General features: G+C 39.2%; 13 protein-coding genes. 8 read left to right on the top strand and 5 right to left on the bottom strand.

Annotated features, from left to right (window positions below):
• The first annotated feature begins 70 nt into the window (after positions 1-70).
• On the top strand, positions 71-1,402 hold the full coding sequence (locus EQG61_RS06285) for a hydroxymethylglutaryl-CoA synthase family protein (protein ID WP_129461067.1): 1,332 nt from the start codon (positions 71-73) through the stop codon (positions 1,400-1,402).
• A gap of 1 nt (position 1,403) precedes the next feature.
• Here the strand turns inward: EQG61_RS06285 and EQG61_RS06280 are convergent, their stop codons facing one another.
• A complete protein-coding gene (locus tag EQG61_RS06280; RefSeq protein WP_129461066.1) occupies positions 1,404-2,321 on the bottom strand; it encodes an alpha/beta hydrolase in 918 nt (305 codons plus the stop codon).
• Positions 2,322-2,333: 12 nt separating this feature from the next.
• Positions 2,334-3,869 (bottom strand): YifB family Mg chelatase-like AAA ATPase, encoded by a 1,536-nt coding sequence (locus tag EQG61_RS06275; protein ID WP_129461065.1) that lies wholly within the window; start codon positions 3,867-3,869, stop codon positions 2,334-2,336.
• Between the two features lie 197 nt (positions 3,870-4,066).
• Between EQG61_RS06275 and EQG61_RS06270 the strand changes: the two genes are divergently transcribed.
• Together EQG61_RS06270 and EQG61_RS06265 are read left to right on the top strand one after the other, a co-directional pair.
• Positions 4,067-4,546, top strand: a complete 480-nt coding sequence (locus EQG61_RS06270; RefSeq protein WP_129461064.1) for a hypothetical protein — start codon at positions 4,067-4,069, stop codon at positions 4,544-4,546.
• The gene (locus EQG61_RS06265) at positions 4,536-4,736 is read left to right on the top strand and encodes a helix-turn-helix transcriptional regulator (RefSeq protein ID WP_129461063.1); all 201 of its coding nucleotides are present in this window, start codon (positions 4,536-4,538) and stop codon (positions 4,734-4,736) included. Before EQG61_RS06270 ends, EQG61_RS06265 begins: the two co-directional genes overlap by 11 nt.
• Before the next feature lie 35 nt (positions 4,737-4,771).
• Here EQG61_RS06265 and EQG61_RS06260 read toward each other — a convergent pair whose 3' ends face one another.
• From EQG61_RS06260 to pabB, 3 genes are read right to left on the bottom strand one after another with little or no spacing between them, the layout of a single operon-like run.
• The gene (locus tag EQG61_RS06260; protein WP_129461062.1) at positions 4,772-6,772 is read right to left on the bottom strand and encodes a protein-disulfide reductase DsbD family protein; all 2,001 of its coding nucleotides are present in this window, start codon (positions 6,770-6,772) and stop codon (positions 4,772-4,774) included.
• Positions 6,769-8,076 carry a tRNA lysidine(34) synthetase TilS gene (tilS, locus tag EQG61_RS06255; RefSeq protein ID WP_129461316.1) on the bottom strand — a complete coding sequence of 436 codons (1,308 nt, stop codon included), beginning with the start codon at positions 8,074-8,076 and terminating at the stop codon, positions 6,769-6,771. The genes EQG61_RS06260 and tilS overlap by 4 nt, the downstream gene beginning before the upstream one ends.
• A 16-nt stretch (positions 8,077-8,092) precedes the next feature.
• Entirely contained in the window at positions 8,093-9,385 is a 1,293-nt protein-coding gene (gene pabB, locus EQG61_RS06250) for an aminodeoxychorismate synthase component I (RefSeq protein ID WP_129461061.1), read from the bottom strand.
• Between the two features lie 186 nt (positions 9,386-9,571).
• Here pabB and EQG61_RS06245 point away from each other — a divergent pair, with 186 nt between their 5' ends.
• From EQG61_RS06245 to EQG61_RS06225, 5 genes are all read left to right on the top strand, one after another.
• Positions 9,572-10,477: a DUF4349 domain-containing protein gene (locus EQG61_RS06245; protein ID WP_129461060.1), complete on the top strand. Its 906-nt coding sequence runs from the start codon at positions 9,572-9,574 to the stop codon at positions 10,475-10,477.
• 68 nt (positions 10,478-10,545) lie between these two features.
• A complete protein-coding gene (locus tag EQG61_RS06240) occupies positions 10,546-10,920 on the top strand; it encodes a DoxX family membrane protein (RefSeq protein WP_129461059.1) in 375 nt (124 codons plus the stop codon).
• 2 nt (positions 10,921-10,922) lie between these two features.
• Entirely contained in the window at positions 10,923-11,801 is an 879-nt protein-coding gene (locus tag EQG61_RS06235) for a tetratricopeptide repeat protein (RefSeq protein WP_129461058.1), read from the top strand.
• Between the two features lie 206 nt (positions 11,802-12,007).
• Positions 12,008-12,553: a heme NO-binding domain-containing protein gene (locus EQG61_RS06230; RefSeq protein WP_129461057.1), complete on the top strand. Its 546-nt coding sequence runs from the start codon at positions 12,008-12,010 to the stop codon at positions 12,551-12,553.
• A gap of 14 nt (positions 12,554-12,567) precedes the next feature.
• Complete coding sequence (locus EQG61_RS06225) at positions 12,568-13,686, top strand: sensor histidine kinase (RefSeq protein ID WP_129461056.1); 1,119 nt, start codon at positions 12,568-12,570, stop codon at positions 13,684-13,686.
• The last annotated feature ends 4 nt before the right edge of the window (positions 13,687-13,690 follow it).

Here is a 13,690-nt window from a genome sequence, read left to right as displayed (position 1 = left end):
GAGATAATTTAGGGCTTGTCCAACGTTTATAAGGCTTGAGTATTTTTAATTTTGCCAAAAATTCAAGAAAATGAACGTAGGAATTGACAGTATCGCTTTGGATTTACCCCAGTTGTATTTACCCATTAAAACCCTTGCAGAGCAGCGTCAAATTGAGGCTGACAAATTGGTTAAAGGATTGGGCTTACACAAAATGGCTTTTCCCGATGTGGGACAAGATGTGGTAACATTTGCCGCCAATGCAGCCCTACAATTACTTCGTCAAGAAAACCTACAACCCTCAGCAATTTCTAAGATTCTTGTTGCAACGGAAAGTGGAGTTGACAGTTCTAAACCTATCGGTTCCTATGTTATTTCCTTGTTGGAAAGTCAGTTAGGTGCGCGTTCCTTTGCCCACTGTGATACCGTAGATTTTACTTTTGCCTGTATTGGTGGCGTAGATGCACTGCAAAGTGGTGTGGATTACGTTCGGTTGAATCTGACCGAAAAAGTAATCGTAATCACCACCGACAATGCCAAATACGACTTAGCCTCAACAGGAGAATATACCCAAGGTGCTGGAGCTTTGGCTTTATTGATTACTGCAAATCCGCGCATCATCGCTTTGGGGCAAAAAACAGGTGTTGCCACTGAAGGGGTTTTTGATTTCTTCAAACCACGACGTACTTTTTCAAAACTAGAAGTAACTGGAAAATCAGATAATCCCGATTGGTTGGGGGTTTTGGAAAATGATATTCAAATTTACAAGGAGCAGCCTGTATTTGATGGACAATATTCTAACCAATGTTATATCAACCGTATTTCGGAAGCCTACGAACATTTCAAAAAACAAACGGAGACTACAGGTGTTGTTTTCCAAAATTGGGCACAAGTCTTTATGCACCTACCCTACTGTTTTCAAGCGCGCCGAACATTTATAGAAATATATAAAAACGAATTGCACCCCAACCTTCCTGCCGAAGAAGTAAAAGCATTGGCCAAAAGCGAAGGCTATTTGCAATGGGTACACGAAAAAATTCAACCCAGCGAAGCCGCTTCGGGTCAGGTTGGCAATTTATACACGGGTTCCATTTTCTTGGGCATGCTCTCTGGATTAAGCGTATTAGCGACTCAAGAAACAGATTTAGCAAACGAAAAAGTTGGCTTTATCGCCTACGGCAGCGGTTCCAAGTCCAAAGTTTTTGAAGGAATTCTTCAGTCTAATTGGAAATCACAAATCGCGAAAGTAAACCTGTTTTCTTATCTTGAAAACCGTAAAGAAATTGATTTTAGCACCTACGAGCAATTACATAAAAAGGAATTGAGTACGGCTGTGGGACAACCGCAAGGTTTTATTTTAGATTCTATTGAAAAAGAAAATCCGGTTTTGATTGGTGCCCGCTATTACCGTTACCAAAACTAATTTAATTCCCTAACAAAAAGGTCAGCGGAATCGCCAAGCGTTTGTGCCAAGCTTGTTCGCTATGGTCTTCGCCTTCAAATTTTCGGGTTATCCAATGGGCACTATCCCAACCTTTTTCGGTCATTACGGCATCTGCTTGTTTTTGAAAAGGTTCGTATAACGCATCTAAGGTAGCCGTTCCGAAATCAAAGTAGATTTTATGCGAATTGGCCTTGGGCAAATGTTTTTTCAAATAGTGAATAAATTGCGCCGGAATGGGATTGTTTTCTACCGAAAAAACACCCGGCCAATGGGTCGACAAACAAGCGGCACCGCCAAATACTTTGGGGTATTCGCAAATCGCATACATCGAAATCAAGCCGCCCATACTACTTCCTGCTACAAAGGTATGCGCCGCATCCGTATATACTGAAAAATGACTGTCGATATAGGGTTTCACTTCCCGAACCAAAAACTTTAAATAATCGTCAGAATGTACCTTATACTGCTGAAAAACCGAATTCCCATTGGGTCGGTTGACTTGATAAAGGGAATCCTTTTGTTTTTGGGTGAGTTGTTCAAAGGGTTTTTGAGGAAAATAATCGGCATGACGGGTAGCTCCGCCGTTCCAAACACCTACCACAATGCACTCTTGAATCGTTCCCGATTGTAACAATTGGGTCATCACATCATCCACCTCCCATGCTTGTTTGTTCCAAGTGGTGGTGGCATCAAACAACATCTGACCGTCATGCATGTACAACACACTGTATTTCTTGGTAGTGGAATAATCCTTGGGCAACCAAATATCGATGTTTCGAGAAGTGACATATTCCGATTTAAAATCGGGTAAGCGTTCAATAGTTCCTGCTACAACTTTTGGAATCTCTTGTGCATTAAGATTAAACGCAATACAAAATGCAATGACTAACTTTTTCATTTTTCTATACATTTATCCTAACCATCCGTCACGGTCCAAACTACGGTATTGAATCGCTTCGGCGATATGTGCCGACTGTACTGTGGGCGCCGCTTCTAAATCGGCAATGGTTCGGGCTACTTTTAATATTCGATCATACGCTCGGGCCGACAAATTCAATCGTTCCATGGCGCTTTTCAACAAAGTTAGTGAGGTTGCATCCAATTCACAATAGGTTCGAATCAATTGTGTATTCATTTGGGCATTGTAATGAATATGATTCAATTCCGAAAAGCGTTGGGTTTGAATTTCTCGCGCCGCAATGACGCGTTCGCGAATGATCGAACTGCCTTCTGAACGTTGCCGGTCGGCTAATTTGTCAAAAGGTACAGGTGTGACTTCAATATGAATGTCTATTCGATCCAACAGAGGACCGGAAATCTTACTCAGGTACCGTTGCATTTCCGCGGGTGAGGTGGTTACGGGTGCATCGGGATCGTTGAAATAGCCGCCCGGACTCGGATTCATGCTGGCAACCAACATGAAAGATGACGGATAGGTAATGGTGAATTTAGCTCGTGATATGGTGACTTCCCTATCCTCCAGAGGTTGGCGCATGACTTCCAATACTTCCCGTTTAAATTCGGGCAGTTCATCCAAAAACAATACGCCATTATGTGCCAACGAAATTTCTCCCGGTTGGGGATAACTTCCACCTCCCACAAGAGAAACACTGGAGGCAGTATGATGCGGATTCCGAAACGGCCGCTGACTGATGAGTCCGACCTCCTTCACCTTCCCTGCCACACTGTGAATCTTGGTGGTTTCCAAGGCTTCGCGCAAGGTCATGGGTGGCAAGATACTCGGCAATCGTTTGGCCAACATGGTTTTTCCAGCACCCGGTGGCCCGATGAGAATGATATTATGTCCGCCAGCAGCTGCAATTTCCATGCACCGCTTGATGGACTCCTGCCCTTTCACATCGGCAAAATCAAATTCGGGAAAGTCTTGGGATTTAAAAAATTCGTCGCGGGTATTGACAACTGTAGGTTGCAATTCTAAATTTCCTGAAAAGAAGTCGATGACTTGCATTACATTTTCAATACCATAAACTGCTAAATCATCAACAATGGCTGCTTCTTGCGCATTTTGTAGCGGAAGCATAATCCCCTTAAATCCCTCTTCACGGGCTTTGATGGCAATGGGTAATGCACCGCGAATGGGTTGGAGACTTCCGTCTAAGGACAATTCGCCCATAATGATGTAGCGATCCAATTCATCGGCGGGCAATTGACCACTGGCGACTAAAATTCCTAAGGCTAGAGTTAGATCGTAGGCCGAACCTTCTTTCCGTAAATCGGCGGGTGCCATATTGATGGTAATTTTTTTAACGGGCAATTCATAGCCGTTATTTTTTAGGGCGGCAGCAATGCGGTAACTACTTTCTTTGATGGCATTGTCGGGCAATCCGACGAGATGGTAACCGACTCCTTTGTCGACATTGACTTCTACGGTAATCGTAGTGGCTTCCACGCCATAGACGGCGCTTCCAAAAACTTTTACTAACATGGCTTATACGTATTAAAGGCTTATAACTACTATGTTACGAAGGTAATTATTTTTTTAAAAGGATGAGCAATTCGGAGTTTTAAAAAGAATATTCAATAGTAAAAAAGTCAATTATTTTTTACTAAATGTAAATTTTATTTGTCTATATGTAAAATATACTTTACATTTGAAATATTCTTTTTTAATCACTTTTATATATGAAAACACAATTTTTATTTCCCCATTCGTGGAAAAAGGTAGGTTGGATATTATTCCTTCCCGGTATTTTATTAGTAATAATGGGTTCATTCTTCAACGTAAGTATTGATAATTACTTACCAATAAAAGTTATTGCCCTTTACAGTGATGAAATTTTAGGAAAATCCGGTTGGTTTCAAATCATAACGAATGCCATTGCGGATGAATTACTTACGATTATGGTTATTGGTGGCGGTATCTTGGTCGGTTTTTCAAAAATGAAAAATGAAGATGAGATGATTTCCAATATTCGGTATGAGAGTTTGGTATGGGCTACCTATCTCAATTATGGCATTATTTTATTTACGACACTTTTCATCTTTGGAATTGCCTACATGAATGTCTTAATTCACAACCTTTTTACCTTACTTTTCTTTTTTATCTTGCGATTCCATTACCGCATTTACAAACTTTCAAAAGCGGGCGACGATGAAGAATAATTTGAAAATATTGCGTGCGATTAAAAACATCTCACAAGAGGAATTGGCAAAGCAAATAGAAGTCAGTCGCCAAACCATCAATGCCATGGAAAAAGGAAAGTATGTTCCTTCTACCGTATTAGCCTTAAAGTTAAGTCGCTATTTTGAAAAACCAGTGGAGGAAATCTTTGAATTGGAAGCAAACGATTAAAAAAAATCCCAAGTAATGTGCTTGGGATTTTTATTTTATTTGAAGTTTTTAAGTCCGGACTCTAACCATTCCTTATACTCTTTTACATCTGGTGTGTATCCAATCGGTTTACTCAAATCCTTTCCGTCTGGAGTTTGCAACACATACAACGGTTGGGCATTGTTTTGATAGCGGGTAATTTGAAAATCACTCCATTTATTTCCGATGGTCACAATTTCTTTTCCTGTTGCTTTTGACACATACTGTTCCGATTTCGGCAATTCAATTTTACGATCACATACTAATGAAATCAAGACAACCTTTTCTTTTAATGTAGGCAAAATGGCATTAGAAGGCCACACATTTTCTTCCATTTTACGGCAATTCACACAAGCATCACCTGTAAAGTCAACAAAAACCGGTTTATTGACCGTTTTTGCATACGCCAAGCCTTTTTCATAATCATCAAAGGCAATGATTCCGTGTGGGCCTACATGTGCTCCTTCGGGCAAACTCGCAGTTGTTGCGGCATGACCTCCTCCTGATAATCCATTCGGACTCTCACTATAATGCATAGGCGGTGGAAATCCAGAGATTAATTTCAACGGCGCACCCCATAAACCTGGAATTAAATATAACGTAAATATAGAAACAAATAAGGCCATGAAAAGGCGTCCCACCGACAAATGAGTCACCGGACTATCGTGTGGTAAAGTAAGTTTTCCAAACAAATACACGGCCCAAGCACCAAAGATGATAATCCAAACTGCTAAGAATAATTCACGTTCGAAATAATGTTTTTGCAATACTAAGTCGGCATTGGATAAGAATTTAAACGCCAAAGCCAATTCTAAGAATCCGAGTGACACTTTTACGGTATTTAACCATCCACCTGATTTTGGTAAGGTATTCATCCAACTCGGGAATAAGGCGAATAACATGAATGGTAAAGCCAAGGCTAATGAGAATCCGAACATCCCGATTAAGGGTGCAAATCCGCCTTTTGAGGCTGAGATAACGAGTAAGTTCCCTACAATCGGACCCGTACACGAAAACGAAACAATAGCTAAGGCTAAGGCCATAAATAGAATACCTACAAATCCACCTCGATCGGCTTGACGGTCTACTTTATTAGCCCACGAATTGGGTAATACAATTTCGAAAGCTCCCAAAAAGGATGCTGCGAAGAATACCAACAAGGCAAAAAAGATTAGATTAAACCAAACATTGGTTGACAATGAATTTAAGGCATCAGCACCAAAAATAGCCGTTACTATCGAACCTAAAAGAATGTAAATGATAATAATAGAGGCGCCGTAAAATATGGCATTGCGTTTCCCTTGGGCTGGCGTCTTACTTTGTTTCGTAAAGAAACTTACGGTCATGGGCACCATGGGGAACACACAAGGCGTAAACAATGCGGCTAAACCTCCGAGAAATGACAAAAAGAAAATGGACCAAATGCTTTTATCCTCTTCTTTATCTTTAGTTTGTTGTACTTCTGCAACCACTTCCTTGACAATTTCTTGTGTGGATGTTTTTGTGGTATCTATTGCAGTAGTTGTAGTATCTGGAGTTGAAGCCGTTTCTACAACGGTAGTCGTATTTAACTCTGGTAATGTGAATGTAAAAACTTTATTGTCATTAATACACTGCTCTTTACACACCTGAAAATCCAAATTCATGGAGATGGATTTCAGCTTAGGGTTGGTAATTTTTACTTTTTGGGTGACAACCACCTTGTGCTCGAACAGGTATTCGTCGACTCCAAAAATATCACTGTAGACTTTTTTGTACGGACTTTCTTTGGCTTTGCCAAGTAATTCAAAATTTCCTTTTTGGTCTTTAAACGTCAGTACCATAGGCAAGGAACCGCCATCGGGAGTGAATTGGGAATAGACGTGCCATCCTTCTTCGATAGTTCCAGTGACTATTAAATTGAATTCCGTTTCTGATAATTTCTCTGTTTTGGAAGTCCACTTTACCGGATTCTTAATTTGTCCAAAAGTGGTAATTGAAAGTAATAAAGTTAGAATTGCGAGGCAATAAGTTCTCATTCTGAAAAGGTAATTTTGAGTTTAGTCTTTGTGTTGTTTGTTATTTTAAATCGGTCATCGGCACGTTTGCCAATCACCCATACAATTTTATTTCCAGAGCATAACAGCCATTGGCGTTCTTTGGCGGTTAAGCTATATTTTTCATCCTTAAAATACTTGCTCAGTTTTTTTGAACCGTTCATACCAAAGGGATGAAACTGATCGCCTTCTTGCCAGGTTCGTAACGTTAATGGATAATCCAACAAGTCAGCGTCTACAAAGATAGTATTTGCATCGTCAGAAGAAATGTCACTTGTGCTACAAAACTCCAATTTTATGGGAAAATTAACGCTTAGATTCGTTTTCTCGATGGTAAATACTTCTTGTCGAACTTCATGTCGGGCATATAAAATCAAATGTGTACGGTTTTTAAGCAAGACAAAGTCAGGAGCAAAAATCTGTTTTCCCGATTCGGCTTCAGGCAAATGATAGATATCGTCCCAAGCGGTAAATCCGTAGCTTTTCAACCAATAATACAAAATAGCGCGCGGTGCCGGCATGGCATTCAATTGGTATAAATCCAAATGAAATTCATTACCATGTTGGCGCAAGGCTTTCTCTAAAAATTGAGCCACAGCCCAATCCGCTAAATTTTTAGTTTCTTGAAGATACAGTAACGTTTTTTGAAAATTAGCTAAAAATAACGGATTCATGTCTTTCAACACCGGCAACACCTCATGTCGCAAAGCATTGCGTTGGTAATAATTTTCCGCATTGCTCGAATCTTCGCGCCAAGAGATCAAATACTCGGCCGCATAATTTTCGATTTCTTTTCGGGAAAAAGGCAATAACGGACGAACCACTACTCCATTTTGTTGGGGAATTCCGGTGAGTCCGTCCCAACCCGTTCCGCGGGTCAAATTAATCAAAAACGTTTCCGCAACATCATCCGCTTGATGCGCAGTGAGTATGTAATCATAGCCTTCCCGAACGCGTAAGGTTTCAAACCAATCGTATCGCAATTGACGGGCAGTCATTTGAATGGACATGCCAATTTGTTCCGCAAATTCAGCGGTATTAAACCGATTTAAGAAAAAAGGAATCTTACGTTCTTGACAATAATCTCGAACAAAAATTTCGTCTTCATCACTTTCTAAGCCACGAAGACTAAAATTACAATGCGCCACTGCGATGGACCAATCCAATTGCTGGCACAATTCCAACAATACCATACTGTCAATTCCGCCACTTACGGCGACAATTAGTTTTTTCGTTTGTAAAAACGGAAGTTGTTGGCTGATATGATTCTGAAAAGCGTTGATCATTTTCAAATATACGGAATTATTTGTCTCCCAACACCTGGCGCATGGCTTTTGCCTTTAATAGACATTCGGCATATTCATCGGTTGCTTTCGCTTTGGCAGTTACAGCACTGCCTACAGAAAAGGAAAGGTAGTGATTTTGGGCGTTATAAAGTATGCTTCGAATGACCACATTAAAATCAAAATCGCCTTGAGGGGAAAAATAACCCACGGCACCACTGTACAAACCTCTTCGTGTCACTTCCAATTCTTCTATAATTTGCATGGCCGAAATCTTGGGTGCGCCGGTCATACTGCCCATCGGAAAGGTTGTACGAAGTAATTCCACAGGCGGTATAGCCTCTGAAACTTCAGCAGTGATGGTAGAAATCATTTGGTGCACTTGTTTAAAAGAATACACCTGACACAATTCTTCCACCTGAACCGAATTGATTGATGCCGTTCGCGATAGGTCATTTCGAACCAAATCGACGATCATAATATTTTCCGAACGCTCTTTTTCATTGCGCGCTAATTCGATTTTCAACCGTTCATCTTCCTCCGGTTTCTCACTTCGCTTAGCCGTGCCTTTAATGGGTTGAGAAAAGACGGTACTTCCCTCCTTTCGCAAATACCGTTCTGGTGAAGCCGATAGCAAATAATGATAATTGTTTTTAAAAAACGTAGCAAATGGCGGTTCAGAAATCGCATTCAATTGTTGAAAGACAGAAAGTGGTTGAATTTTAGCATTTTCAGCAAAAAATTCCATACAAAAATTGGCTTCATAAATGTCACCGCGCTGGATGTGTGCCAACATTTTTTCAAAACGCTCGGCATATTCCTTTTCCGAAATGCGTTGTTGAATGGTTAACGCAGGTTTCGAATTGTATTCTGTTGGATGTATTTGTAAAATTTCAGCCCAATCGGATTCCATCTCGTCATCACAGCAATACAAATAAGCAACTGTCAGCACATTATCCTTGCAATAGAATATTTTTTTGGGTTGAAAAAAAAACAAATCAGGAAATGCAAGTCCGTCCCCATTTTCGGAAACCAACTTTTCAGTGGCATTCTTTAAATCATAGGACAAATAACCCACCAACCAATCTTTGGTCTGGGATTGGTACTGGTGCAAATCCTCAAACGCTTGATAGTAATCGGTTTTTAACGACGTAAAAGCATCAACCGCTAAAAGCCAATCGAATGAACTGTGGTTTTGATGGTATTGGTTCGAATCTAAAAATACAACTTCACGAAACGATTGCGCCCATTTTAACAATTGCTTTTTGTTGTGATTGGGATTTTCAAGGACTCGTTTTAGTTCTGTTCGCATAGGGTCAAAAATACATTCTTTTTTTGGGGTATAAAAGTGGGGTTTCGATTTTGGCACGGTTTTTAGAAGCAAGTTATTTATTCCATTTAAACCTTTAATTTTTTCATACGTATTGAAATAAAAAACTACTCATTTACAAATAAGTATTCTTAATCACTTATTATATCACTTTAAACATTTCAATGTATGAAAAAAAGAACCATTCCCTTGGTTGGGTTGTTCATTTGGTTGACAACCCTAAGTTGCAAACAGCATGAAAATGCAGTTAAACAACAGCAAGAATCGGAAACCACAATGGTAACAGATTCTGTTTCTTCCAACACGTTGACCACAGCAGCGGCGGTCGAACCCAAAAACAGTACGCAAAAATTTGTCCGAACAGGCGACGTTCGCGTTCGTGTAAAAGACGTTGTTCAATCTACTCAACGTATTGAAAATGCAGTAAGTTCGGCGGGCGGAATGATTACGCACACCAAAATGGAATCGGTTGTAGACGATCGAAAAGAAACGGTAATAAGTCAGGACAGCGTATTGGTTACCCAACAATACCATACGGAAAATGAAATGATTTTGAGAGTTCCCAATGCGCAATTGAACACTGTATTGCAGTCGATTTCAAAAGAAGTTGAATATGTCGACTACCGAACCATTGATGCTGAAAATGTGACGGCTCAATTTTTAGCCAACGAACTCGAACAACAGCGCAAAAAAGAAAGTTCGACCCGTTTACAAAAAGGAATTGACCAACGATCTGCCAAATTAAACCAAGTGGTAGAAGCAGAAAAAGCACGTGAAGTAAAAGCTTCAGAAAAAGACGCTAAATTCATTGAAAATCTACAACTTAATGACAAATCAAGTTATGCAACACTGGCGTTGAAATTGTATCAAAATAATGCGATTAAACAAGAACGTTTGGCCCGGATGGAAATCAGTGAGCGACTCCGACCTTCCTTCGGATTTCGGGCTTGGCAGAATGTAAAAACCGGATGGTTTGCCTTGGAAAGTACTCTTTCGTTTTTGTTGTTGTTTTGGCCGGTCGGTCTCTTGGGCGGGATCGGATATTATGGATACAAGAGGTTCGCTAAAAAATAATCCTCAAACCATCGGAAGTTTCCGGTGGTTTTTTTTTGTATTTTTGATTATAATAAAACCAAAGCCCTATGAAAATTACTGGAATTGTTATTCGTATCTTACTTGGCGGACTCATGCTCTTTGCCTCGATTGCCTATTTTTTTGATTTGATAAAGGCCGAGCCTCCTGTGGGTGCCATGGCTACGATGAATGCCGGTTTTGCAGCTACGGGTTATCTCTTTCCTTTAGTAAAAAGTATCGAATTGATTTGTGGATTGGCTTTGGTTACCAACAAACTTCCGCGTTTAATTCCAATTATACTTTTCCCGATCTCCATTAATATTTTTTTAATTCACTTGTGTTTGGATCGGCAAAATTTAGCGATTGCATTTTTTGTTTTGGGTGCTAACTTATTTCTACTATTTCAACAACGCACTCATTATCGCGAATTGTTCAAATTATAAGCATGAAGCATAGAATACTCTTTTTCTTATTGTCGCTTTTTCAATGTTTAACTGCGCAAACAACCGAACCGCTTGTTTTTGACAAACATTATGGCGATGTCATCAACCGTTGGGTTGCTTTTCCTTCCCTTAAAAATCAAGGAAGTATTATTGCCGGTTATGTTTATTTGGATGCGAAAGAAGGCGTATTTGTGCAATACCAACTCAGTTTTCATTTTGGCCCACAAAACGAATTAATTGCAGATGGGATTGATAAAAACGAGTTGTTCCGATTGCGTTTAGGCAGAGCCTATAATTTCAAATTAGCCGCATTATCTAGTGAACATTGTGCCTTACTTAAAATTCCGAGTCGTCCTGATGGAGCTGCGTATTACCAATTTACTACCGAACAGCAAGAGTACCTCAGCGGGAAATACCTCAACGATGACAGGGAATTTGAACGGGCTCAAGTCTTTTTAGAGCGATTGTACAGTCAACAACCCCATTACCCCAACTTGGAATTGCAATTAGCCTATTGTTATAACGGGCAACGCCGCTATGACCTTACCATAACCTTATTGCCAAAGGCGATGGAGAATAATCCCAACGAACCGTTGTTTTACAAAGAATTGGCCTTTGCTTTTTTAAATTCAGGAATGACTTCAATGGCAGAGAAATCTTACCAACAATGTTTAGAAAAAACCACAGATAAATCGTTGAAAAGTGAAATCGGTTCGAGCATGGCCTATTTCTTTTACCTTCAAAAAAAAGAAGACAAATTCAAGGAATGGAGTAAAGTTGTCACTGACAATGCAGAACAGGGTTCTCAGTATTTGATTTTGCTTCAACAGTTGGAAAACCAATGGAACAACCGACCAGAGCGTGAGTTGAAAAAATTATAATTGCATTGAATTGGCTATACATTTGAATTTATACAAAAAGGTTAATGTTTTTATAAATTATTTTTATGTCTTTTTTTAAACTCTCAATCATACGTATAATGAGTGTTTTAAATAAAACATCTTTCAATATTTAACAGCATTACTATATCACTTCGTTTTTTGTAAGTTTTTTTTTATTATCTTTAAAAAAGAAAAAAACCAAATATATGCACGGAGTCGTCAATCAAGCCATCGAAGGATTAATTATAGAGAAGTTCGGTAAAGAAGCTTGGGACGAAATATGTGTTGCTTCCAATTGTCAGGATACGACATTTTACAACAACCAAAATTATTCCGATAGTCTGACCTACAACTTGGCAATCAATGCTTCCAAAATTTTACAAATCAACTTGGATGATTTACTTTTTGAATTTGGAAGGTATTGGGTGCTCACCATTGCCAATGAAAAATACAATGCGCTTTTGCGATCTGTGGGTACAAATTTGACCGATTTCCTCATCCAATTGCCTAATTTTCACAGTCGGGTCATGTTGTATTACCCAAATATTATTCCCCCTGAATTCAAGGTAAAGGTAATTTCTCCTACACGTATTCATTTGCATTATTATTCCAAACGTCCCGGACTTGAGTGTTTTGTGACTGGGATTTTGGACGGACTAAAAACTTTTTTTCAATCGGATTGTAGTATACAACTTATGGAAAAAGGAAATGAAGGCGAATATCATAAAATTTTGTTTGAAGTTAGAACCTAACACCTCCCTGCCCCATGCAAACCCTACGCCAATTATTTCCGTTTTTTATACGACTCGACCGATCGCTCGATATCATTGAATATGGAGTTAGTATGTCCAAATTGAGAAAGCTATATGGCAATTTTAAAGATCATTTTCAGTTCATCCGCCCTAATTTCGAAATCACATACACTTTCGATTCTATTGTTGAATTTAGTAATCAAGTCTTCGTCTTAGAACTACGGGACAACCCACATAAAATACGTTTAAAAGGACAATTTTTACTTATAAATGATCAGGATAATGAAATTTGGTTTTGTGGATCACCGTGGTTGATGTCGATGGAAAATATACTAGAATACAATTTGGTGATTACCGATTTTGCTTTACACGATTCAGCGGTAGATACTTTTTTGATGATGAATCAAAATAATTTAACCTTAGAAGACAGTACAAAAATGATTTCCGATTTGAGTCATAAAAACAAATCGTTAAAAAAAATCAATCAGCGATTGGATTCCATTATTTATGCAATCACCCATGATTTTAGAGCGCCACTTTTAGCCAGCATTGGCCTTCTGCAATTACCCGAACCGCTAATGTACAGTCAGGTTCCTGATGTATTACAAACGCTCAAAAAATTAGACCGAACCATTGTCCATTTGAACGAATTATCGAAAAATGAAAAAGTGGAGTTGAAAGTTACTGCTTTGGATTTGTCCGCATTAATTCAAGAAATTTATACCAATTACCAAATTATTTATGGCGTTAACGTTCCCTTAGAATTGGACATTGATTCGACATCACCCTTCAATTCGGATGCCTTTCGCATACGAACTATTTTAAACAATCTTATTTCCAACGCCTTAAAATATTCCAAAGCAAAACCTGACTCGTATGTGGCCATTCGTATACAAATTAGTGAACAAGAATGCCACTTATCGGTATCTGATAACGGGGAAGGAATTGATCAAAAAAACTTGGAAGATATTTTCAAGCTGTTTTTCCGAGCATCTTCCAAATCCCAAGGAAGTGGCATCGGATTATATGTTATTCGAGAAATGATTCATTTCTTAAAAGGTACGATTTCCGTAACTTCTGAAAAAGGAGTTGGAACAACATTCTCATTGACAATCCCAAACCAAAAAACATAGACCC

Origin of the sequence: Flavobacterium stagni (assembly GCF_004122105.1) — a bacterium.
Lineage (GTDB): Bacteria > Bacteroidota > Bacteroidia > Flavobacteriales > Flavobacteriaceae > Flavobacterium > Flavobacterium stagni.
The sequence above is the reverse complement of the archived record's forward strand: the minus strand, read 5'-3'. Positions and strand labels throughout refer to the sequence as shown.

What these genes read in the sequence shown, in the direction of transcription:
- EQG61_RS06285 (WP_129461067.1), top strand. Translation starts at nt 71, where the DNA reads ATGAACGTAGGAATTGACAGTATCGCTTTGGATTTACCCCAGTTGTAT.
- EQG61_RS06280 (WP_129461066.1), bottom strand. Translation starts at nt 2,321, where the DNA reads ATGAAAAAGTTAGTCATTGCATTTTGTATTGCGTTTAATCTTAATGCA.
- EQG61_RS06275 (WP_129461065.1), bottom strand. Translation starts at nt 3,869, where the DNA reads ATGTTAGTAAAAGTTTTTGGAAGCGCCGTCTATGGCGTGGAAGCCACT.
- EQG61_RS06270 (WP_129461064.1), top strand. Translation starts at nt 4,067, where the DNA reads ATGAAAACACAATTTTTATTTCCCCATTCGTGGAAAAAGGTAGGTTGG.
- EQG61_RS06265 (WP_129461063.1), top strand. Translation starts at nt 4,536, where the DNA reads ATGAAGAATAATTTGAAAATATTGCGTGCGATTAAAAACATCTCACAA.
- EQG61_RS06260 (WP_129461062.1), bottom strand. Translation starts at nt 6,772, where the DNA reads ATGAGAACTTATTGCCTCGCAATTCTAACTTTATTACTTTCAATTACC.
- tilS (WP_129461316.1), bottom strand. Translation starts at nt 8,076, where the DNA reads ATGATCAACGCTTTTCAGAATCATATCAGCCAACAACTTCCGTTTTTA.
- pabB (WP_129461061.1), bottom strand. Translation starts at nt 9,385, where the DNA reads ATGCGAACAGAACTAAAACGAGTCCTTGAAAATCCCAATCACAACAAA.
- EQG61_RS06245 (WP_129461060.1), top strand. Translation starts at nt 9,572, where the DNA reads ATGAAAAAAAGAACCATTCCCTTGGTTGGGTTGTTCATTTGGTTGACA.
- EQG61_RS06240 (WP_129461059.1), top strand. Translation starts at nt 10,546, where the DNA reads ATGAAAATTACTGGAATTGTTATTCGTATCTTACTTGGCGGACTCATG.
- EQG61_RS06235 (WP_129461058.1), top strand. Translation starts at nt 10,923, where the DNA reads ATGAAGCATAGAATACTCTTTTTCTTATTGTCGCTTTTTCAATGTTTA.
- EQG61_RS06230 (WP_129461057.1), top strand. Translation starts at nt 12,008, where the DNA reads ATGCACGGAGTCGTCAATCAAGCCATCGAAGGATTAATTATAGAGAAG.
- EQG61_RS06225 (WP_129461056.1), top strand. Translation starts at nt 12,568, where the DNA reads ATGCAAACCCTACGCCAATTATTTCCGTTTTTTATACGACTCGACCGA.